Annotated in this window: 18 protein-coding genes and 1 pseudogene; 11 read left to right on the top strand and 8 right to left on the bottom strand. The window is 55.7% G+C overall.

Annotation, left to right across the window (positions count from 1 at the left end; genetic code table 11):
- Positions 1-3: 3 nt before the first annotated feature.
- Together RA157_RS12790 and RA157_RS12785 are read left to right on the top strand one after the other, a co-directional pair.
- Positions 4-1,152 carry an NADH:flavin oxidoreductase/NADH oxidase gene (locus RA157_RS12790; protein ID WP_350333515.1) on the top strand — a complete coding sequence of 383 codons (1,149 nt, stop codon included), beginning with the start codon at positions 4-6 and terminating at the stop codon, positions 1,150-1,152.
- Positions 1,153-1,234: 82 nt separating this feature from the next.
- Positions 1,235-1,992 (top strand): IS5 family transposase gene (locus RA157_RS12785; protein WP_350333514.1). Its coding sequence is split into 2 segments (ribosomal slippage): positions 1,235-1,567 and positions 1,570-1,992, totalling 756 coding nucleotides; the frame shifts between segments, so codons are not numbered across the junction.
- Between the two features lie 218 nt (positions 1,993-2,210).
- Here RA157_RS12785 and RA157_RS12780 read toward each other — a convergent pair.
- The 3 genes from RA157_RS12780 to RA157_RS12770 form a co-directional block, all read right to left on the bottom strand.
- Positions 2,211-3,641, bottom strand: a complete 1,431-nt coding sequence (locus RA157_RS12780) for an MATE family efflux transporter (protein ID WP_350333513.1) — start codon at positions 3,639-3,641, stop codon at positions 2,211-2,213.
- 154 nt (positions 3,642-3,795) lie between these two features.
- Positions 3,796-4,614 (bottom strand): ferredoxin--NADP reductase, encoded by an 819-nt coding sequence (locus RA157_RS12775; RefSeq protein WP_350333512.1) that lies wholly within the window; start codon positions 4,612-4,614, stop codon positions 3,796-3,798.
- A 352-nt stretch (positions 4,615-4,966) separates the two neighbouring features.
- Entirely contained in the window at positions 4,967-6,982 is a 2,016-nt protein-coding gene (locus tag RA157_RS12770) for a methyl-accepting chemotaxis protein (protein WP_350333511.1), read from the bottom strand.
- A 331-nt stretch (positions 6,983-7,313) separates the two neighbouring features.
- Between RA157_RS12770 and RA157_RS12765 the strand changes: the two genes are divergently transcribed.
- Positions 7,314-8,198 (top strand): MerR family transcriptional regulator, encoded by an 885-nt coding sequence (locus RA157_RS12765; protein WP_350333510.1) that lies wholly within the window; start codon positions 7,314-7,316, stop codon positions 8,196-8,198.
- A 2-nt stretch (positions 8,199-8,200) separates the two neighbouring features.
- Here the strand turns inward: RA157_RS12765 and RA157_RS12760 are convergent, their stop codons facing one another.
- Positions 8,201-9,259: a TauD/TfdA family dioxygenase gene (locus tag RA157_RS12760; protein WP_350333509.1), complete on the bottom strand. Its 1,059-nt coding sequence runs from the start codon at positions 9,257-9,259 to the stop codon at positions 8,201-8,203.
- 214 nt (positions 9,260-9,473) lie between these two features.
- On the opposite strand from RA157_RS12760, the gene RA157_RS12755 reads away from it, so the two are divergent.
- Positions 9,474-10,481, top strand: coding sequence for an Ldh family oxidoreductase (locus RA157_RS12755; protein ID WP_350333508.1), 1,008 nt, complete (start codon positions 9,474-9,476; stop codon positions 10,479-10,481).
- A gap of 80 nt (positions 10,482-10,561) precedes the next feature.
- Here RA157_RS12755 and RA157_RS12750 read toward each other — a convergent pair whose 3' ends face one another.
- The gene (locus RA157_RS12750; RefSeq protein ID WP_350333507.1) at positions 10,562-11,545 is read right to left on the bottom strand and encodes an NAD(P)H-dependent flavin oxidoreductase; all 984 of its coding nucleotides are present in this window, start codon (positions 11,543-11,545) and stop codon (positions 10,562-10,564) included.
- Between the two features lie 219 nt (positions 11,546-11,764).
- Entirely contained in the window at positions 11,765-12,244 is a 480-nt protein-coding gene (locus RA157_RS12745; RefSeq protein ID WP_350333506.1) for an Lrp/AsnC family transcriptional regulator, read from the bottom strand.
- Positions 12,245-12,349: 105 nt separating this feature from the next.
- Between RA157_RS12745 and RA157_RS12740 the strand changes: the two genes are divergently transcribed.
- From RA157_RS12740 to RA157_RS12725, 4 genes are read left to right on the top strand one after another with little or no spacing between them, the layout of a single operon-like run.
- Positions 12,350-13,537, top strand: a complete 1,188-nt coding sequence (locus RA157_RS12740; protein ID WP_350333505.1) for a M20 aminoacylase family protein — start codon at positions 12,350-12,352, stop codon at positions 13,535-13,537.
- On the top strand, positions 13,530-14,711 hold the full coding sequence (locus tag RA157_RS12735; protein WP_350333504.1) for a diaminopropionate ammonia-lyase: 1,182 nt from the start codon (positions 13,530-13,532) through the stop codon (positions 14,709-14,711). The genes RA157_RS12740 and RA157_RS12735 overlap by 8 nt, the downstream gene beginning before the upstream one ends.
- A complete protein-coding gene (locus tag RA157_RS12730) occupies positions 14,708-15,898 on the top strand; it encodes a M24 family metallopeptidase (RefSeq protein WP_350333503.1) in 1,191 nt (396 codons plus the stop codon). Before RA157_RS12735 ends, RA157_RS12730 begins: the two co-directional genes overlap by 4 nt.
- Positions 15,899-15,909: 11 nt before the next feature.
- Entirely contained in the window at positions 15,910-16,656 is a 747-nt protein-coding gene (locus tag RA157_RS12725; protein ID WP_350333502.1) for a maleate cis-trans isomerase family protein, read from the top strand.
- A 228-nt stretch (positions 16,657-16,884) separates the two neighbouring features.
- On the opposite strand, the pseudogene RA157_RS12720 reads toward RA157_RS12725, so the two are convergent.
- Positions 16,885-16,980, bottom strand: a pseudogene (locus RA157_RS12720) (IS5/IS1182 family transposase); the annotation flags it as partial.
- A gap of 177 nt (positions 16,981-17,157) precedes the next feature.
- Here RA157_RS12720 and RA157_RS12715 point away from each other — a divergent pair.
- The gene (locus tag RA157_RS12715) at positions 17,158-18,759 is read left to right on the top strand and encodes an RNA-directed DNA polymerase (protein WP_350333501.1); all 1,602 of its coding nucleotides are present in this window, start codon (positions 17,158-17,160) and stop codon (positions 18,757-18,759) included.
- 370 nt (positions 18,760-19,129) lie between these two features.
- On the opposite strand, the gene RA157_RS12710 is transcribed toward RA157_RS12715, so the two are convergent.
- On the bottom strand, positions 19,130-20,629 hold the full coding sequence (locus RA157_RS12710) for an aldehyde dehydrogenase family protein (RefSeq protein WP_350333500.1): 1,500 nt from the start codon (positions 20,627-20,629) through the stop codon (positions 19,130-19,132).
- 109 nt (positions 20,630-20,738) lie between these two features.
- Between RA157_RS12710 and RA157_RS12705 the strand changes: the two genes are divergently transcribed.
- Together RA157_RS12705 and RA157_RS12700 are read left to right on the top strand one after the other, a co-directional pair.
- On the top strand, positions 20,739-21,635 hold the full coding sequence (locus tag RA157_RS12705) for a LysR substrate-binding domain-containing protein (RefSeq protein ID WP_350333499.1): 897 nt from the start codon (positions 20,739-20,741) through the stop codon (positions 21,633-21,635).
- 102 nt (positions 21,636-21,737) lie between these two features.
- Positions 21,738-22,556 (top strand): class I SAM-dependent methyltransferase, encoded by an 819-nt coding sequence (locus tag RA157_RS12700; RefSeq protein WP_350333498.1) that lies wholly within the window; start codon positions 21,738-21,740, stop codon positions 22,554-22,556.
- Positions 22,557-22,566 lie beyond the last annotated feature (10 nt).

The following is a 22,566-nucleotide window of genomic DNA, read 5'->3' as shown; positions in this document are numbered from 1 at the left end:
GCCATGTCGTCATCTCCCTCTGCTCTGGCCTCTCCGTTTACCCTTCGTGGTCTCACCTTTCCCAATCGGGTCGTCATCTCACCCATGAGCCAGTACCGGGCCAAAGACGGCTATGCCAATGACTGGCATCTGGTTCATCTGGGTCGCTTTGCCATGGGTGGAGCCGGTCTGGTCTTTGCCGAAGCCACGGCTGTGACGGAAGATGGCCGCCGGACACATGGTGATCTCGGGCTTTGGAACGACGGTCAGATTGAGGGATTACAACGCATTACCCGGTTTCTTGAAGCAGAAGGCTCTGTCCCGGGCATTCAGCTGGCCCATGCGGGTCGCAAGGCCAGTGAGCGCCGCCCCTGGCATGGGGAAACTCCGGTCGATGAAGAGGACCGGACAACGCGAGGTGAAGCCCCCTGGCAGGCATCAGGCCCTTCCGCCCTGCCCTATGCAGATGGATGGCCAGAACCCCAAGACATGACGCTGGATGATATAAATGCTGTCATCCGCGCCTTCCGCGATGCAGCCCGCCGTTCGAAAGAGGCCGGGTTCAAGGTGATCGAAGTCTATGCGGCCCATGGCTTCCTGTTGCATCAGTTCTACTCGCCGCTCTCCAATCAGCGGAACGATGTTTATGGCGGCTCATTTGACAACCGCATCCGGCTGGCCTGTGAGGTGGCCTCCGCCATTCGCGAGGTATGGCCAGACGATTATCCGCTGATCTTCAGGATTTCTGCCACCGACTGGGTGGATGGCGGCTGGGAGCTTGAGGACTCTGTGGCTCTCGCCAAAGCGCTGAAGCAGCGCGGGGTGGATATGATTGACTGCTCATCAGGCGGCATTGGCGGACGGGAGCGCCCGCGCCGGATGCCACTCGAGCAAGGCTTCCAGGCGCCTCTGGCAGAGAAAGTCCGCACAGAAGCCGAGATCGCTACCATGGCCGTTGGTTTCCTCTGGGATCCAGACAAGGCCAATGAGATCATCTCAAACGGATCAGCGGATCTGGTGGCACTGGCCCGGGAAGTCCTGACAGACCCGAACTGGCCTCATCACGCCATGGATCAGATGGATGGCGATTTGTCTTACCAGCGCTGGCATGAAGAATTCGGCTGGTGGCTCAGCCGCCGGGATCGCCTGCTCAATAAGCTTGAGCTGCGTTAGGTTCAATCGACATTCAGTCTTCCCAAGTTGGGTACAGATGTGATTCATAGGTTTCCAGATTCGATGAACTGGAGATGCTTTGATGCCCAAGCGCTATGAATTGACGGTTTCGCAATGGCGTAAGATTGAAGGGGTTTTGCCGGGCAAGCCTGGAGATCCAGGACGTAGCGGCAGAGATAACCAGCTGTTCGTAAACGGTGTTTTGTGGGTTCTACGATCCGGGGCGCACTGGCATGATCTTCCTGAACGCTACGGCAAATGGAAGACAGTGCATAAACGCTTCACTCGCTGGGCCGAGGCGGGCGTGTGGGAACGGGTGTTCGAGCATCTGATCAAGGACCCTGATAACAGCTACGTCTCGCTCGACAGCAGCCTTGTGCGCGCGCATCAACAGGCGGCGACAGGCAAGGGCTCAAAAGGGGGGACCAGGCTTTGGGGCATTCCCGAGGTGGTCTGACGACAAAGATCCACCTCGCGACGGATGCTCTTGGCCGTCCTCTGCGTATCATCCTGACGCCAGGCCAGCGTGGAGATGCACCGATTGCACCTGATCTTCTGGACGGCCTGACACCGAAGCGTGTGCTGGCGGACAAAGCCTATGATTCCAATGCGATCCGTGCTTTGATCCGCGCAATGCGGGCTGAGCCGGTGATCCCGTCTAACCCGACACGAAAACATCGCATCCCCTACGACTTCGAAGCTTATAAAGTCCGTAATACGGTGGAGCGATGCTTCAACAAGCTCAAGCACTTCCGACGTATCGCAACACGCTTCGACCGAAGGGCCATATACTTCCTCAGTTTCGTCCAAATCGCAGCTGCAATACTATGGATGAGATGAATGTCGATTCAGCCTAGAGCGTGTTGCGCCAAAGTGGGAACCGGTTTGGCGACAAACAACTCGTGTCATCAAAGACATAGAGCATGCGCATGAATCCTGTTCATCGCAAAATGCTCTAGAACGCGCTTCTGAAAAATTGATAGACTTTTCAGATAAAAGCTCGCGCAGAAACAAACTCATCAAGCACCACTGCCAAGCCAGACTAAAGGTCTGGTGGTTTAAGACGTAGCGATGCCTGATGGAGTCCGGTCCGGCAGTTCGCCCGATCTCGATTGCGCATCAACCAGAGTGCGGATCTGCCAGACATAGCGGGCCAGCATGGTCAGAGCTGCAATGGTCAGGCCGACGACCAGACCACTCCAGATTCCAACACCACCATAATCCTGCTTGAAGGCAAAGACATAGGCGACCGGTATGCCGATCATCCAGTAGGAGACCACAGCCAGCGCCATGGGGACTGAGGTATCCTTTATGCCGCGCAGAAGCCCGAGCGTGATGACCTGCATGCTGTCAACAATCTGGAACGCAGCAGCAGCCAGGATCAGCACCAGACCGTATGCCACAATGGCTGGCGCTTCCGGGTCGGCCTTGTCCAGAAACAGGCCGATCAGCGTCTCAGGGATCAACAGGAACAGACTGAGCGAGCAGAGTGCAATGGACAGGCCGACAGCGCCGACAACCCATGAGCCACGCACGAGATTGGGGATATCCCGCCGCCCGAGCGCATGCCCGGCGCGGATTGTGGCCACGTTGGACAAGCCAAGCGGAATCATAAACGCAATGGATGCGATCTGCAGCACGATGCCATGGGCCGCAAGCTCGCGCACACCGATCCAGCCCATCATCAGGGAGGCCGCAGCAAACAGCCCCGTTTCGGCCAGCAGCGTCAACCCGATGGGCCAGCCCAGTTTGTAGATTTCGCGGAAGGCTGGCCAGTCAGACCGCCAGAGGCGCCGGAACAGATCGTATTTCTGCAATACCGGATGTCTGGCAGCATAGAGCCACAGCATCAGAAAGCTAAGGCTGGTCGTGATCAATGTGGCCACAGCTGCACCGCGCAAGCCCATTTCCGGAGCACCCCAGTTGCCGAAGATAAAGGCATAGTTGGCCAGCCCATTGGCAACAGCACCGGCCACAGTGGCCCAGAGTACGATCTGCGCCCGCTCAAGAGCGGAGAGATAAGACTTCAGCACCATGATCAGCAGGGCGGGAATCATCGACCATTGGGCAATCCGCATATAGTCCTGTGCCATGGCCGAAATACGCGGCTCCTGGCCGAGCAGATTGAGGATCGACTCGACAAACCAGAGCGGCGGCATCACCAGCGCGCAATAGATCATCGAAAGCCAGAACCCCATGCGCACGGCACGCCGTACAGAGGTCTCATCATTCGCCCCTACGGCATTGGCAACTGTGGGCAAAACCGCAAATGCGAAGCCCGATCCAACAATGAAAACGGTGAAAAAGACGGAGGTCGCAAGCACCACAGCGGCCAGTTCATCAACACCGTACCAGCCCACCATGACAATATCCGTCGTGTTGGTCAGCATCTGCGCCAGATGCGAGCCAACCAGCGGAATGCCCAGGGCAAGCGTCGACTTTACATGCCGAAACCAGCTATCGGCAGGTTGTGTTGAAACCGGTGCCATACAGTCTCTCGATATAGAATAGTTGTCTGCTGCGCCTCACCCTTCGGCTGCGCAAGAGACCGACGCTACGCCTGATAGACGCCAAGTTCAAGAGACGAAAAAAGCCGGAGCACAATGCCCCGGCTTTCTGGTATTCAAACTGTGTCGGTCCGGATCAATCCACGAAGGCACGCTCTACGACGAATGTGGACGGACGGTTATTCGCCCCTTCATCAAGGCCAAACTCTTCGCAGACCTCTTTCACGTCTTTCAGCATGTTCATGGACCCGCAGATCATCGCACGGTCCGTTTCCGGATTAAGCTGCGGCACGTTGAGGTCACGGGAAACCGTGCCATCACGCATCAGATTGGTAATCCGGCCCATGGTGGGCGACTCTTCCCGCGTTGTGGTCGGATAGTAGAACAGCTTGCCTTCGACCAGCTCACCGATCAGCGGATCGTTTTTCAGATCGTCGACCAGGTTTTTGGAATAGGTCAGCTCATCCACCGTGCGGCAGGTATGGGTCAGAATGATCTCGTCAAACTTCTCATAGGTCTCCGGATCACGCACAAGACTTGCGAATGGAGCAACACCGGTACCGGTAGAGAACATGTAGAGGCGCTTGCCTGGCAGCAGAGCATCAAGAACCAGGGTTCCGGTTGCTTTCTTCTTCAGAAGAATCGTGTCGCCCGGCTTGATTTTCTGCAGGTGCTCGGTGAGCGGACCATTTTCAACCTTGATGGAGAAGAACTCCAGTTCCTCATCCCAGGACGGGCTGGCAATGGAATAGGCGCGGAACACCGGCTTTTCAGCATTCGGCAGGCCAATCATGACAAACTCGCCAGAGCGGAAGCGGAAGCTCTGCGGGCGGGTGATGCGGAATTTGAAAAGACGATCCGTGTAATGCTCAACAGACACGACTGTCTCAGCATAAACATTGGCCGGAATTGGAAATGCCGTGACGGATTCGGCTTCAGCAGGCATCGCGCTCATCGGTTCATTGTCCTTCACTTTATGCCCCTTTTCGCCCTTGATGCGGGTCGTCAGCAGAGGCTCTCATCAGTTGAGCCCAATATTTGTCTCCCGGCGACAGATTGCAAGCGATGCGATTTCAAATTGCCGGGCAAACAGAGAATGCCATTTCCTCGCATGGCGTTTCCTGAGAAACCGGTTCGACTCTGCCGCGCCTTGCCTTGTTTTGCGGGAATTCTCACTGGTCTTGGAGCCGATTTATACACGACTATAGTCGGCTTTTCCCGCGCCCTATCGACGCATGCCTGAAACACCTGCAGAACGGGCGAAGCCATCACCGACTTCGCCTGCCCCATGCCTCTTTTACAGCCTGCTATGCAGCAGACCGGGCGATGCGCATGTCTTCAACAATACTGACCCCGGCCATGTCATCCTTGACCCAGACCACCTTGACTTTGCAGTGCCCGGCTTCGGTCTTGATCTCCAGCGTTTCATTGTTCTTCAGACCTGTCGCACCTGAGATTTTCATACCGGTGGCGCTGATATCGCTCATATAGGCCATCCGGCTGTCACCATTCTTGAGAATCCGGATTTCCTCATGGGCCAGCTCACGCGCATTTTCCCGACGGTCTGTCACATCCTGAATGACGTCTTCCAGGAAAGAATTCACCGAGTGGTTCAGAGTGGATGCGACGCCGGTCAAGAGCTCGGCTGTCTGGCCCACTGTTGAGGATTGTGCTCGGGTCTGATCGATGGCACTTGAGACGATGGTGACGTTCTCAGCCGCCGATGTACTGCCGTCAGCAGCACGTGAAATACTCTGGGATATTTCGGATGTGGCTGCTGACTGCTCTTCAACCGCAGCCGCAATGGCATTGGTGACCTCGGTCACAGAGACAATGTGCTTGGCAATAGACTGAATGGATGTCACAGCCGATTTGGTTGATGTCTGAATATCGCCAATCTGGGAGGCGATTTCATCAGTTGCCCGCGCGGTCTGTGTTGAGAGTTCCTTCACCTCGGCTGCGACAACGGCAAAGCCCTTGCCTGCTTCGCCGGCCCGAGCCGCCTCAATGGTCGCATTCAATGCCAGAAGGTTGGTCTGCTCGGCGATAGCGCGGATCATCTCGACCACTTCACCAATCTTGTCAGCCACTTCTGCCAGACGAGACACATCTTCATCGGTTTCGGCAGCAACATCGCTGGCCTTGGCGGTAATCTCCGTCGCCCGTGCCGACTGATTGCCGATTTCCTGAATGGCTGCAGACAGTTCCACTGCGGCAGATGCGACTGTCTGCACGTTCTCGGACGCGTTGGCAGACGCATTATGTGCGGTCTGGGCAGACTGCGAAGCCTCATCAGCAATCACCACCAGGCCATTGGACGTTTCAGCCATGGACGTGGTTTCATCTGTCAACTGGGTCTGGATTTCCGACACTGTGGAGCGGAACGAACCAACCAGTTCCGACATTTTCTGCTGGCGCATCTTGTCCAGGTCACGCTCACGACGGACACCCTGCTCAAGGGTCCGACGGGCGACCGCGTTGTCGCGGAAAACACGCAAGGCCGCATTCATGTCACCAACTTCATCCCTCCTGTCCTGCTCATCCAGCGCGACGTTCATGTCGCCATCAGCAAGACCCCTCATGGAGCTGGTCATCTGCTTCAAGGGTCGTGAAATGGTTCTTTGGGCTATGAACCACGACAGGGCAAAGCCGAACACGGTTGCCACAACGGAGACGATAATCAGAAGAACGATAGCCTGCTGCTCATGCAGTTCTGCTGTACGGGCTGCATTGAGCGTGAACATTTCAACCTCGTGCAGAAGTTCTTCAAGCTCATGATCCAGCTTGTCTTCTTCTGCCTGAACGGAATCGATGCGGGCTTCCGCCTCCGCCAGGCGTCCTTCATCGACCAGCTTCATGATCTCCATGGCATGGTCGTCATAGGCCTTGTGTTCAATCTCAATCCGCTTCAGGGAGGTCAGAACATGCTTGAATTCCTTGCGTTCCGCATCCGTATGGGCCCGGCCGATGGATGCTTCCGCAACCTCTTCACCCTGCTTGATCTCCTTATCAACCTTGTGCGCAAGCTCAAGGAAACGAGACCGGGCCTCGGCAAGCTTGTTGGCTTTATCGGGAGACTGGACGCCATAGAGCCGCATGACGCGCTCGAACATGATGGCCTGTTCGAGCTGATGCGTGGTGATCCGGCTGAGAACCTCGGTCAGCGGAATGTCCGATTCCGCAATAGAGACCAGTTCCTTACCGATTTTGTTCATCTGCCAGATGCTTATGGTCGCAACCCCAACGACAAACATGATGCACAGACAGACAACGGTCAGGATCTTGCCGGATATACTGACATGACGTTCAAACTGGCCAATCATCACAACCCCCAACGACGGACACAAGTACAATCGGTGTCAATTGTCCGGCTGCAATCGTTAACAGCATTTGTCATTCGTCCTTAGGTCAGATGGAATTCTTATCATAAAACAAGTTAATCAACTTAATTTAAGTTAATTACCACAGATTGCACATATCTTGCACCACCTTGACCTGTGCGATATCGCTTACAGACTTTTCCCCTCCGGGAAAAACGCAGCAAAAAACGATTGAGAATCGTGCTCGATCCGGCAAATGATACGGTCAATTGCTTAGTTGAACGCATTTTATCTAGGCAATATATTATGCAAAACATGTTCAACTGCGGGCATCATGTATACGATCAAAACCTTATCCAACCTGACCGGTGTCAATCCTGACACGATCAGGTCATGGGAACGCCGATATGATCTCCTGCGCCCGGAGCGCACGGATAGCGGGCGGCGGACCTATTCGGACGGGGATGTCGAAAAGCTGACGCTGATAGCTGCTCTTCTAAAATCAGGACATACAATCAGCCATCTTGCGGCGTTGAGCCCTGACGAGCTGAATGCGCTTCGTGCGTCCAACCCGGTATCAGCCACACAGGATCTTCGACAGAAAATTCTGACCGAACTGGAGGAGACTGTCGGCAGAAGCGACCTGCAGGCCTTTGGCAAGCTCATCAGCTCCGCAATCACCCTGCTCCCGCCCCATGACCTGGCGGATCGCATTCTGAGCCCTATTCTCCGCACTATCGGGGACCGCTGGTCCATCGATGCTCTGGATATCGGAGATGAGCATGCATTCACGGCAGTGATCAAACAGTGTCTGATGTCTGTGCTGCCATCCCCGTCCTGGACCAATCCGGGACCAGTAGCCCTGTTCACAACGCTGGCAGATGATCATCATGAGCTTGGAGCCCTGATGGCCTGTCATATTGCAGCCAATTCAGGCTTCAATTGCCACTATCTGGGACCCAATATGCCCGGGGATGCACTTCTGACCCATTGCCAGCGCATCAAGGCAGAACTGCTGGTTGTCAGCCTGATCACCAGTTCCGATCCGGCGGCAGTTACCGGAACGCTCAACAGTCTGGCAAAAAAACTGCAGCCGGTCACACAGGTCTGGGTCGGGTTCGGCAAGCACGCTCCGTTCAAGGACGCTGACTTCGACAGCCGAATTGTAACGTTCAATCGCTTTGACCCCTTCCACAAGCGACTGGTTCTCTTACGATGAGGTCAGTCCAGTGGCACTGACAACTGCGTTTCCCGCGTGATAATGCCGCCTCTGTTACCGGGCTCGATGGAGCCGAAACGCTGTCTGAAACACTCCGGCAATTGCCTGTCTCCGGGCACCGACAACCACAGGCGCAGAAGATGACGCCTCTTGTCCGGTTCCGGCCAGTCTGTGAACCCGGTGCGGTCGTGCAGCAGGGCATGATTATAGACAAACTGGATGTCGCCCGGCTGCAGTCTCATACGCAGATGCAAGGCAGGATCATTGGCAAGGTCATCAAAGAGGTCCAGAGCCTGAATCTGCGCCTCCGACAGTCTTGGCGCTTCAGCAAATCGCTGCGCACTGTCGATATATTGTCTCTGATAGGTACCGGTCAGGTGCTCATCGTGCCAGTTCAGGACCGGAATATCGAAGAATGGCTTTTCCCCTTCCGGTACTTCGCCCCGCCTGTCTGTGGCAATCGGATCAAACAGAATAGGCACAAGCTCGCGTCGGCACCGCATCATTTCATTGTACAGGGTGGCAACGCTGACAATCAGGGAATCGCCACCTTCCCTGGCCTCGTTTATGCAGAGAAGGCCGACAACATCGGCTGAATCCGTATGGAATGTCTGCCGCTCGGCGGTCTGGTAAATCCGTGTCTTCGGGTCTTTTGCATCCGCTCCTGTATCCCGCACATGGCCAAGCAGATGACCAGCGGCATTCTGGGATCTGGCCGAACCGATATAGGCCCCCAACCCGCAAAAGATAATTGCAGTTCTGAGGCGGGACAGTCTTTCGACCGGAAGCCCGCGAAACAGGTGAAACCCGAGCCCCTCGACCAGAGTCTCTCTCAAATCCGCCAGCCGTGTCTCCAGATGAGGCAGCGGAAACGATTCCCGGGTGATACTGGCTATATCCCTGCCGGAGCGTTCGAAATGCTCTGCTGCCTGTTCCAGTTCAGAGACGTCAGCCTCGGAAAAATGCGTCGTCCAGAGGTCCGGCTGCTCCTGAAGCGTACTGCCTTGCCAGGCGCTTGCACAGTCAAGCCGTCTGGGCGGCAGGTCTCTCTGAAAGGTCATCCACGGCATCAGCATTGCCTCATTTATCGATTCTTCCTGTCACCTTATCCCAGAGACTATTAGTGCTGTTAGAAATCTGCGCTCTTTATGGGCTGTTTTTGTCGCAAAGCACTCAGAGAACGCCCGCTTGAACCAACGGGCTTGCATATCCTCAGGTGAGGCCTCAATAATCACCCTCGATTGACACCTCGGCTTGCAACAGAAAGGCCTTGCTATGCCTCATAAAATGTCTCTGGAGGAGGCACACCAGCTCGCAACGACAATCCTGCAGAAGTATGGCTGCGATGACGAGAATGCAAAGGCTGTGGCTGACACGGTCATCGCTGCAGAACGTGATCATGCTCATTCGCACGGGCTGTTTCGCATTCCCGGCTATGTCAATGTTCTGAAATCCGGCCTTGTCGATGGCAAGGCCAGGCCGACGGTCCGCAAGCTGTCACCGGGCGTGGTGCAGGTGAATGGCCATAACTGCTTTGCCCCTCTGGCACAGACCGCAGGCAAGGATGCTCTGGTTGAGGCGGCCCGTGCCAATGGCATCGCCGCTCTGGCTCTTGTGGGCGTTCATCATTTCTCGGCCCTCTGGCGCGAAACCGAGATCATCGCCGAGGAAGGCCTGGCCTGCTTCGCCTTTACAGCCTATACGCCAGCCGTTGCTCCCGCAGGCGGCAACAAGCCATTCTTTGGCACCAATCCCATGTCTTTTGCCTGGCCACGCTCCGGACAACCGCCCATGGTGTTCGACCAGGCCTCAGCCGCCATGGCCCGCGGAGATGTGCAGATTGCCGCCCGTGATGGCAAAACTGTTCCGCTTGGCACGGGGATCACGGCTGATGGCCAGCCGACCACCGATCCGAACGAGGTTCTGAAGGGCAGCATGCTGACCTTTGGCGGTTATAAGGGATCAGCAATTGCTCTGATGATCGAACTGCTCGTTGGTCCGCTGATCGGGGAAGCCGCCAGCTTTGAAGCTGGAGCCCGCCACAACGGCGATGCGGGCCCGCCCCAGGGTGGCGAGCTGATGCTTGCGCTTGATCCGGCCCGTTTTGGCGACCCGGACGGCTGGGCTGATCACGCTGAAGCTGTCTTCGCCGAGCTATTGAGCCAGGATGGCGTCCGCCTGCCCGGTTCCCGGCGTCAGTCCTATCGCGCCGTCACCCCTACAGAAGGGATCGAAGTGGCAGATCCGCTCATGGATAGCCTGAACGCGCTCCTGAACGGATAGAGCATATCCAGTTTCTCTGAAAACGCGGCAGGTGGCTACCGACAGCTTCCTGCTGCACAGGTCAGATGATCTATCAACATTTACGCGAGAAGTGACGGGGCATTTTTAAGGAGTGCCTCGGCCTCCTCCGCAATGCGCCTGACGATGTCAGCGGCAGGCGGGCGGTCTTCGATGAGGCCTGTCACCTCTCCGACCACGCTTACGACCGTGTCAAAGTCACCTTCCTCTCGGGCCTTGTCATAGGTGTCCTTGAACGCCCCGATCTGTGTCTTTGCTTCATCTTCCCGATGAGCCCACTGATCAGTGAATGCATTTTGTAGCATTCGGAAACTGTATGGCTCCGGCCAGGGGACGCCACGCAGGGCGTCAACTGCTGTGGTTCTGACCGTCTGATCACCCGATGAAGCAATAGCCCGCCGGATGGCTTCACCAGGGGACAGGGCCTCGGCAGAGGCCCAGAAGCGTGATCCGATCAGAACACCATCCGCTCCCAGCATCAGGGATGCCGCCAGCCCGCGCCCGTCTGCTATACCTCCAGCTGCAAGCAGCAAGACGTCCGGCGCATGCTTTGCCAGATAATCAGCCACCTCCGGCACAAAAGGCATGGTCGACCTGCTGGCCCCATGCCCACCGGCTTCCGTCCCTTGAGCGACAATAACATGTGCGCCTGAATCCACAGCACGTGCCACATGCTCCAGAGACTGGGTCTGACAGATAACCGGAATATTCCATTCCAAGGCCCGCCTTGCGAACGGGGCAGGATCGCCGAAAGAGAGAAACAGACAGCTCGGCTCCTGTTCCAGCGCCCAATCGCACCAGTGAGGCGCTTTCTCCAGCGCCCAGGTGATGAAGCCTATACCTATTCTGGCATTGCCAGCCTTGCGCTTTTCCTCATCCAGATCGGGCTCTCCGCCAAGGGTGCCAGCATAGCCCCCACCGAGAACACCCATTCCTCCGGCATTGGTTACCGCCGAGGCGAGCGCTCCGCCGGTCGCCAGCGCCATAGGCGCGCAGACAATCGGATGCTCCAGATCAAACTGGCTGGTCAATCGTGTCTTGATCATCAGAACCCCTCCTGCCCGGATTTCCAGCAAAGGTGCCCTGCCCCGTGCCTGAATGCAATGGCTAGAGCACGTCCACTCTCTACTGTGAAGGTGTGAGGTAATATAAGAGGCGTGACCAATTTTGTGAGTCGAAAGAATCGGTTACCGGCCCTTGCTCACAGGCTGATTCAACAATCTTCAGGGGTTGATTCAAGCACTTCATGTTCTGATTCAACGCCATTATTCCTCCCACACAGGGACACTCAACCCGACCTTGACCGTGTCCATGACGATGTTGGTTTTGAATTTTCTGATCTCGGCATTGCCGAAAAAATGGTCCCGGGTGAACCGCTCATAGTCGTGAATATCCCGCACAACGAGGATCAGGACAAAGTCCGCTTCTCCCGTGGTGTAGTAGCATTGCTGCACCTCGTCGGTTTCCCGCATTCTCCTCTTGAACTGGTCCAGAACACCGAGGTTTTCCCGCTCAAGAGAAATCTCGACAATGACTGTCATGGCAGGGCCCAGCTTCTGCGGGTCGAGAACCGCGATGTCCTGGAGAATAACCTTCTGGTCTCTCAGACGCTTCAGACGCTTTTGCACAGCCGCAGGCGACAAGCCCACTGTCTCGCTCAACTGGTCTGCAGTGACGCGCCCATCACGCTGCACCGCATCCAGAATCCGTCGGTCAAAATCATCCAGCTTCACATTCACCATCATGCAGACTCCTGTTTCGTCGGATTTTCATCTTCAAATAGCCTGGATTCAACGAAATTCGGATTCAGAACTTGCTAATCTCGACACTCAGAGCGCAAGGAACTCTCAATGAACACGGTAAAACCCGACGATCTGGCCGATCTGATCCCCTTCATGACCGCTTTCCGGCATGACCTGCATGCTCATCCTGAGCTTGGCTTTGAAGAGACCCGAACAGCAGGCAAGGTTGCAGACAGCCTCAGACAGGCAGGCCTTGAGGTTCACGAATCCATTGGAGGCACCGGTGTCGTCGGTCTTCTTAGAAAAGGCAGCGGCAATCGAGCTATCGGGTTTCGTGCCGATATGGATGCCCTGCCGCTTGATGAAACGGGAACACCCGGCTACGCATCCCGGCATCCGGGCCGCATGCATGCCTGCGGTCATGACGGACATACATCCATGCTGCTTGGTGCGGCCCGCCATCTGGCGCAGCACGGCCGGTTTGACGGCACGGTGGTCTTTATCTTCCAGCCCAATGAGGAGAATGGTCTGGGTGCCCAGGCCATGCTGAATGATGGTCTGTTTGAACGGTTTCCCGTTGAGGAGGTTTATGCGCTCCACAACCTTCCCGGCGAACCTCTCGGAGCAATCTCCACGCGACCCGGCACAATCTGTTCCAGCGAAAGCCTGTTCGAGATCACCATTGCGGCGCGCGGCGGGCACTCAGCCATGCCGCACCGGGGTGTTGACGCTATTCTGGTCGGCTCCGAACTGGTGCAGGCTCTTCAGAGCATCGTCGCCCGCAAACTTGAGCCGGGCTCGGGTGGTGTTGTGTCTGTCACTGAATTCATCACAGACGGTCGTCGCAATGTTCTGCCTGGTACAGCCACACTGAAAGGCGATGTGCGGGCCCGCACCCCCGCCGAACGCGAGACCATCAGAGATGCCATGCAGCGACTTTCTGATGGGCTTGCCGCAGCCCATGACGTGTCGGTGCAGTTTTCATTCGAAACCGAGTTCATTGAAACCCTCAACGGGGAAGCTCCCACAGAAGCACTTGCTGCAGCCAGCCGGAGCCTTGGCCTTACAACACGCGCCAATCGCGAGCCGATGCCGTTTTCTGAGGACTTCGCGCATCTGTCGAGTGCTGTGCCGGGCTGCTTTGCTCTGATCGGCAATGGCACGGAAGGTGCCAACGGCCAGCCTCTTCACGCTACAGATTATGATTTCAACGATGCCCTTCTCCCTATTGGCGCGGCGCTCTGGTGCCGCCTTGCAGAAGAGCGGCTCAATCCGGAAAGTGACCATCATGCTTGACCAGTTTGCCCCGAGCGATCTTGCCCATATTCACCGCGAACCAAAGGGTGGCAATGCCGCATCAACGGTGTTGAGCCCGACAGACTTTTCCGATGCTGTCGCCGAGATCAAAAACTGGGACGGTTATCAGCCGACACCACTCTGGTCTTTGAAGATCCTTGCCGGGCAACTGAATGTGGCTGACCTCCTCTACAAGGATGAGGGTGAGCGCTTTGGCCTTGGCAGTTTCAAAGCGCTCGGCGGAGCTTATGCCGCCGCCCGGACCCTGCAGACAGAATGCAGCAAGCAACTGGGCACATCGGTTTCTCTCGCCGATATCCGCGCGGGCCTTCATAAAGATCTCACCGCATCAATTACGCTCGTCTCGGCCACAGATGGCAATCACGGACGATCCCTTGCCTGGGGCGCTCAGCGTTTTGGCGCTCCCTGCCGTATCTATATCCATCGGGATGTGAGTGAAGGCCGGGCGGAAGCCATGCGGGCTTTCGGAGCCGATGTTATCCGCATTGACGGGGATTATGATGATTCCGTCCGCATCGCGCGCGAGGAAGCGGAGGCCAATGGCTGGTTCATCATCTCCGACACCTCCTGGGAGGGCTATACGGAACCACCCCGCGCCGTGATGGCCGGATATGGAGCCATGGTTCATGAAATCGCTGACCAGAGCCCCGAGCCGCCAACCCATGTTTTCCTCCAAGGTGGTGTTGGCGGGCTGGCCGCCGCTGTCACAGCCGGCCTGACGCAGATCTGGGGCGACAGCGCACCACGGGTGGTGATTGTGGAACCGGACCTTGCTGCCTGCCTTTATGAAAGTGCTCGGGCTGGCGCCATGCGGGCCGTGCAGATTGAAGAGGAAACCATGATGGCCGGACTGTCCTGCGGGGAGCCCTCGCCGCTCGCCTGGGCCATTCTTGATGAGGAAGCCTCGGATTTTATCACCATTCCGGACCGAATGGTGGCACCGGCCATGCGCCTTCTGGCCCGTCCGCTCGAGAGCGATCCGTCAATTGTTGCAGGGGAATCTGCTGTTGCCGGGCTGGCTGCAGCAATCGCAATTGCACAGGATGACGCCCTGCGCGCTGCCTTCGGGTTCACAGACCAGTCTCGCCTGCTGTTCATCGGCTCGGAAGGCGCGACCGATCCTGAAATCTATCAGGAGATCATGGCTGCATGACACGAGGAGCTCCCGAACGCGGCTTTCCGACAGCCGAATATGAAGCTCGGTTGACCAGAGCCCAACAGCATATGCACAGGGCCGGGCTGGATGGTCTGTTGTTGATGACAGAGCCTGAAGTCCGCTATTTCAGCGGGTTTCATACAGCCTTCTGGCAGAGTCCCACCCGACCCTGGTTCCTGTTTGTGCCCAAAGATGGGGATGGAGATGGGGACGGAAAACCTGTGGCAGTGATCCCGGAAATCGGGCTTGCTGTGATGGAACGGACCTGGATTGACGACATCCGCACCTGGCCCGCGCCGCGCCCGGATGATGATGGCCTGACCCTTCTGGCAGACTTACTGCAGCCGATTGCAGCGCGGGGCGGTTCTGTCGGCCTTCTGAAAGGTCATGAAACCCTGACCCGCATGCCTCTTGGCGATCTGGAACGACTGCAGAACAGCTTGCCCGGCCTGCAATTCAAAGACTGCACGGAGATTATCCGCAGCCTGCGCATGGTGAAATCGTCGCTGGAAATCGACAAGATTGCCCATATCTGTGGCATTGCATCCGAGAGTTTTGCGGAAGCGCCTGCATTGTTTCATCAAGGGCAGCCTCTCATCGAAAGCTTCCGCGCGTTCCGCATGGCCTGCCTCAGAAACGGCGCTGACGATGTGCCCTATCTGGTGGGTGGGGCCGATCAGGGCGGTTATCGGGATATCATCTCGCCTCCCTCAGCCCGCCCGCTTGAGAACGGCGATATCCTGATGCTCGATACGGGTGCGGTTTTTGACGGGTATTTCTGTGATTTCGATCGGAATTTCGCGATTGGCTCCGCGTCTGATGATGCCAGGCGCGCCTATGATGCTCTGCACAAGGCCGTGGATGCGGGGCTTGAAGCAGCACGTCCGGGTATCACCTGCAGCGACCTTTTCCGCGCGATGCAAAAGGCCCTTGGTGATGCAGGATATGATGCAATCGGCGATGTCGGCCGGTTCGGCCACGGCCTTGGCATGCAGCTGACCGAGTGGCCCTCCCATGCAGCTTTTGACGAGACCGTACTTGAAGAAAACATGGTCCTGACGCTGGAGCCCTCTCTGACCTATGGGGATGGTTTGACCATGGTGCATGAGGAGAATATCGTCGTTCAGGATGGGACGCCGCGCCTTTTGACCACCCGCGCTCCTGACCATCTGCCTGTTTTATAGGATTTCGTCCCATGCCTCTTCCTTTTGAGACAGACAATGGCATCGGCACCCGGGCCAATCTCGGGCTCATCGCGCTGTCCACAGATGAGACGCTCGAATGGGAGCTGAACCGGATGGCGGATGCCGACGGGCTGGCGCTTTATACAAGCCGGATTCCGATGGTGCCGAGCATCACATCAGACACCTTGCGGCAGATGCGGGCTGACCTTCCGACTGCGGCCAGTCTTCTGCCCTCATCCGTGCCCTTTGACGTCATCGGCTATGGTTGTACATCCGCCTCCACCGTGATCGGGCCGGATGGTGTGCGCGACGCAATCCGCGAAATTTTCCCCGATGTTCAGGTGACCAACCCTATCTCGTCAACCATAGCGGCCTGCACGGCCCTGGGCATCAAGCGCCTTGGCTTTGTCACGCCCTATGTGGCAGAGGTATCCGCCGCCATGCGCAGCCTTCTGGAAGAGAATGGCCTCACCATCAGCGCTTTCGGCTCTTTTGAAGAAGGCGACGACCGGGTTGTCGCGCGGATTACCCCGGCCTCTATCCGGCAGGCTGCCCGAACCGTTGCCAGTCAGGCCGCCTGCGATGCCATTTTCATTTCCTGTACCAATCTGCGGGTCGCCGGTCTTGCTGCCGATCTTGAAAGAGACCTCGGCATCCCCGTCCTCTCCAGCAATCTCACCCTCGGCTGGCACATGCTCCAGCTCGCCGGTATACACGAGCCCAAGCCACAATTCGGGCAGCTGTTTGGGGCGTCCTGACTGGATCTCGCCATCGTTCAGGCCCGGCAAAACGAGCCAGAAACAACTCACGCGTATCAAGGAGAAAAAACAAAAGACTATGACATGAGTTTATCGAATTCTGTCTCTCATACCGTATCGCCCTGCCAGATACTGCGTCTCTGCAAGAGCAATCACAATAGCCAGTAAAATGCACCATTTGAAATGTGAGACGGAATTAGTAAACTGTCATCGTAATTGCAGAAAATGCCGTTTGTCGTCAACGCGAGAGACGCCTCTGGAATTCTGTGGCAAAAGCGGTTCAATAACGCGCCATTCAAACTATATCATCTCATAACGGGCCATACCAATCTCCTTTGTGAAGATTGAATCTGATTTGCCCAAAGCGCGAAACAACAAAAGTTAGTCTATGAGTTTACGGTCTAAATTTGAAGCACTCAATTGATAAGTTATTGATGACGATAGATACAACTAGGTGTAGAATTTCGCTTATTGTGAAATGTCATTAAAACAAGTGCCTTGATGATGAAACCTGAAAAAGCCGTCGCGGTTGCCATCGACAACGTTCTTAAAGAGGGACTGACGGATATCTTTGAAAGGCCGTTTGAAGTTGACCTTCTCAAGAATCCACCTTTCCGTACTGTCGTAACCAACGCTTGCATAAAGCGCTTGAAAGCAAATTCGTTAGAAGGCTTGTTGCTTCATCCGATCCAGCATGTGTTATTTCCCAAAAAAGATCCTTTTGATTTTAGAAGAGCAGCGTTGATAGAGCCGATGGATACAATTACAACGCTGGCATTGGCAATATTGGTTGCACAAGAGGTCGAAAAATCACGCCCTGAAAAGAGAAAAAAGAAAGTTTTTTCATATCGCTACAAGCCTCAAGATGGGTTTATTTTTGACCCTGCATACAATTTCACTGCGTTCAACAAACACGTGAGCCAAAAAGCCAAATCTACGAAATTTAAAGTTTTGGTGAAGTGCGACATTGCGAGTTTTTACGACAGATTGAACATCCATCGACTGGAGTCCACCTTGCACAGTCTGCTAAGTGACAGCACGCGAGTGAAGTTGGTCAATGAAGTGCTCCTTTATTGGGCGAAACGAGACTCTTACGGGCTACCAATTGGTGGCAATGCAAGTAGGATTTTTGCAGAAGCAGCTTTGATTTCGGTCGATGAATTTCTAATCTCTAACAAAGTAAACTTTTGTCGATTTGTTGATGATTATAGATTTTTTGCACCTACGACCGAGAAAGCACACGCATGGCTTACGCTATTTGTTGAGCGCTTATACCGGGAGGGGCTCACGATTAACCCGTCAAAAACGGTTTTAGAAGATATTACCAATCGTGGGCAAAGGTCTACCGCTGGAGATGCGCAATCAAACGACGCGATTCAAGGCGAAGATGATTCCAAACAGCTGACTCCAAACAGGATTATTATTGGATACTCAGGAATAGTTCCGACAAAGTTCAGAAAAATATCTGAAAAAGAGACCGCCGAATTAGCTGCAGAGAGCCTTGACAGTCATTTAGAGGTAATCAGAAATACAGTTCTAGTTAAGCCTGAGCAATTTAGGAAAATTCTAAAGCTAATTGTTGCTCAGAAAAAACTATCACTTCTATCAGAAATAATTGATTTACTTGATAAATTCCCCCAATTCACACCTCTCTACGTTGATGTTGCAATAAAATACTCAAGTTTTTTGGACTTAGGTGCTAGAGCAAAGATTTGTGAAGCACTGTTTTCAAAGGCGAACACATCCGAGAACGTACCAGAGTACATATTGATATCAATAGTTAAACTTCTTGGCGCAAAAGGATTTGAACGAAAAGATGAGTTAGTGTCATTATTTCGGCAGCTCAGGCGAAATTCTGGAGCATTTGTTGGAAGAAGCATTATTGACGCACTCAACGGTTTGTGTACTCGTTCCGATGCGTTAGAAATTCGCGAGTACTTTGACCGAGCAGATGCTTGGGAAAAACGTTCAATAATTCGAATTGTGGATACACATTTGCCTGAAGCTGAGAAACGCCCTTGGCTGAAAAATGTAGCAGTTCACCACAAGTCAGATGTTTTTGCGATCGAGTGCTTTCGTCCTTTAAAGAACAAAACAGCTTAGTAGAAGCTATGAAAGTAAGAAGCTGATGCCATTTGCCAATCTAGTCAAGAATTCGCGCTCAGGCTCTTTGTAACAACAAATTACGGAGTTACGCGGAATTACGGATTACGATGACAGTTTACTTAATTCTGCCTCTCATACCGTGTCGTCCTGTCAAATACAGCACCTCTGCGAGGTAGCCACAATAGCCAGTAAAATGCACCATTTACAAATAGTAAGCTGCCACCGTAATTGCGTAATAGGAATACACGAGTCCAAGCCGCAATTCGGGCAGCTGTTTGGGGCGTTCTGACTGGATCCCGGCTCGCAGGCCGGGATACCATCGAACGTGTTCAGCGCCTAAAGGCAATCCGCAGATATGCGCCTTATCTTACCCGTCAATACGGATGGAAACGCCTTTGGTTTGCAGATAGCCTTCGAGGCCCTCGGTGCCTTTTTCCCGGCCGATGCCGGAGAGTTTGGTGCCGCCGAAGGGAACATCCCAGCCGTTGGCCCAGTAATCATTGACCGAGACCTGGCCTGTATCCAGATCACGGGCCACCCGCAGAGCTTTTGAGACATCCTGGGTATAGACGCAGGACATGAGGCCGAAATCGGTGCAGTTGGCAGCCGTAATCGCCTCTTCAATGCCATCGACCACCTGAACGGAGAGAACCGGGCCGAAAATCTCGTCCTGGATCACTTCATCATCAGACGGCACATTATCGATCAGGGTCGGGCGGTAGAACCAGCCGCCACCATTCTCGGCATCCGTAGCTGTCTCTCCGCCACACAGAACCGTGCGGCCACGCTCGCGGGCTCGTTCAACAAAGCCGTGGACTTTCTCAAGCTGCATCGGGTTGTTGATCGCACCAACATCAGCGCCACCGAGGCCATGACCAACGGTAATGCCTCTGGCCTTCTCGACCACGCGCGCTACGAATTCCTCATGAATGGCCCTGTCGATCACCAGACGGGAGCCCGCAGAGCAAATCTGGCCCGCATTGGAATAGATGGCCCAGACCGCATCATCCACGGCCCGGTCCATGTCGCAATCAGCCAGCGCGATGAACGGTGACTTGCCGCCCAGTTCCAGAATGGTGCTGGCCACATTGCGCATGGCAACCTGCCCCACCTGAACGCCGGTGCGGACCGAGCCCGTGAACGTGATGTGGCGGATGCGCTTGTCTTCCACAAGCGGAGCACCCGCTTCAGAGCCGGTGCCGGTGACCACATTCAGCACACCATCAGGCAGACCGGCCTTCTGGAACAGGTCAGCCAGCATCAGGGCGGTGAGCGGCGTGGTTTCCGCCGGTTTTGCCACCACCGTACAGCCAGCGGCCAGAGCTGGGGCAATGCCGCGTGCCAGGGTAGAGGTCGGATAGTTCCACGGGATGATATGCGCTGTAACGCCCAGCGGCTCGCGCAATGTATAGGTCAGGTGGGAGCGTCGGGAATTGATGGTCTCGCCGTGAATTTTGTCCGCAAGACCGGCATAATAATTGATAACACGCGCCGTACCGGCCACATCGCCCTGGGCTTCGCCGATGCTCTTGCCGGAATCGAGCGTTTCAACAACAGCCAGACGCTCGGCATTCTCTTCAACCAGCTGTGCGGCCCGGCGCAGAATAGCCCCGCGCTCCTGCGGCGTGACATCACGCCAGCGGCCATATTGCTCCCGCTCAGCGGCTGCAATTGCCCTGTCCACTTCCGCAGCCCCACTGGCAGCGAAGTCCGCGTAGGCCTTGCCTGTACCCGGATCATAGGTCTCCATCCGCGCGCCGGATTCCGCATCGACCCACTGGCCGTCGATGAAATTGGACTTGGGCAGGCCGGACAGAGTTCCGGTGCTGCGGGCTTCTTCGATCAGTTGGGAAAGAGATGCGCTCATTGGGGGATTCCGCATGATTCAGGATAAAGTCAAATGCTTATGACAAACCGCTAGCAGCAAATCAAATGAAGGATTAGGGTTCATAGGCACAAATTTTTTGAGGCACGACGTGACCTATCAACTTCCCCCTCTCAACTGGCTCAGGGCGTTTGAAGCCGCAGCCCGACACCTGAGTTTCACCGCTGCCGCTGACGAGCTGGGCCTGACCCAGACGGCGATCAGCTATCAGGTCCGTTCTCTGGAAAAGACCCTTGGCTATGCCCTGTTTGACCGCCTGCCCCGCTCCATCAAGCTGACCGATATGGGCAAGGCCTATCTGCCTTCTGTGCGCAAGGCCTTTGGGGAACTGTCCACTGCTACGACGGGCCTGTTCACACCGAAGCGTGAGAAGGCCCTGACCGTCCGCTGCTCCGCCTCGTTTGCCGTTTTCTGGCTGGCCCCGCGTCTGCCCCGGTTCAAGGCAGAGCATCCGGAAATCGACTTGCGCCTCACCTCCACGCTCTGGGCTGATTCCGGCTTTCATGACGATGTTGATGTGGAAGTGCACTATGGCGACGGTCGCTGGTCACGGACTGATACGGAAATCGTACTGAACCAGCCTGTTATCCCGGTCTGCGCTCCGGCCCTGGCAAAACAGCACGGGATCGAAACCGTGGCTGATCTGGTTCGCCTGCCCTTTATCGATATTCTTGGCTGCGAAGAGGTCTGGCCGGCGTTCAAACGGCGGCACGATCTGCCGCAAGGCCCGTCCGAACAGGCCATCAAGGTGGACAATTCCGTTACCGGTATTGAAGTGGCCGCCAGCGGCGGCGGACTTATCATGGTGCTCCCCTGCTTCGCCGAGCGGGCCATTGCTGAAGGTCGCCTCATCCAGCCGGTTGATGCAAACCTGCCCAATGACCTGTCGCACTATCTGATGATGCCGACCGACCCCGGCGCCATCACCCCTGAAGTGCGATTGTTCCGGGACTGGATCCTGTCGGCCAACGACCATTCTGCATCATAACCTTCCAGGGTCAAAACGCGTTGTTGACCCTTAGAAAACCATTGCCTCCCTGCCGCCTGCCGGGTATCGCTGTCTGAACGGGATAACAGTACGGGTCGGATTATGGCAAAGATCGAAGATGAAGCGCTGGCAGAGGCTTATAACAAGGCGCTGGAGCTGGAGAAGTCCGGCAATTTCGACGCGGCTGCGGAAGCTTATGAAGATGTCTTGCTGCTCGACCCGGAAGACCATGGCGGTGCAGCCGTCCGACTGGCGGCCATGCGCCGTGGAGAGGTGCCGGAAAAGGCATCGGACGCCTATGTCACCACCCTTTTCGACCAGCATGCAGAAGTGTTTGACGCCATTCTTGTGGGACAGCTCGGTTACGCCGTGCCAATGATGGTGCGCCAGATGCTGCCGGACCATGCGGACGGCACGTTTGAACGTCTGCTTGACCTTGGCTGTGGCACCGGGCTCAGCGGTGAGACCCTGGACGACATGGTTGACCATTCAACCGGCGTTGACCTGTCCGAGGGCATGCTGAACGAGGCCTGGGATCGGGAGGTCTATGACGATCTCTACGCTGGCGAGGCTGTGCAGTTCATCCGGGAAGCGGAAGATGAAAACTGGGACCTGATCACAGCAACCGATGTTCTGCCCTATATCGGCAAGCTGGAAGAGTTCTTCCGCTATGTCTCCCTCCGGCTTGATCACGGCGGCGTTCTGGCCTTCTCGACCGAAACCCTGCCGGATGCCGACTTTGGCGGGGCTGACTACATGGTCACCCCACAGCACCGGTTTGCCCATCGTCTGAGCTATGTCCAAAGCCTGATGAAACGCAATGCGCTCTCTGTCCTCGCTGTCCGCGATATCACCGTGCGTGACGATGAGGGAGAGCCAATCCCCGGCCATCTGATTATTGGGCGGAAGGCCAACGGATAAACCAGGGCTC

This window comes from Coralliovum pocilloporae, assembly GCF_030845175.1.
GTDB lineage: Bacteria > Pseudomonadota > Alphaproteobacteria > Rhizobiales > Cohaesibacteraceae > Coralliovum > Coralliovum pocilloporae.
This window is presented reverse-complemented; position numbering and strand designations above follow the sequence as displayed.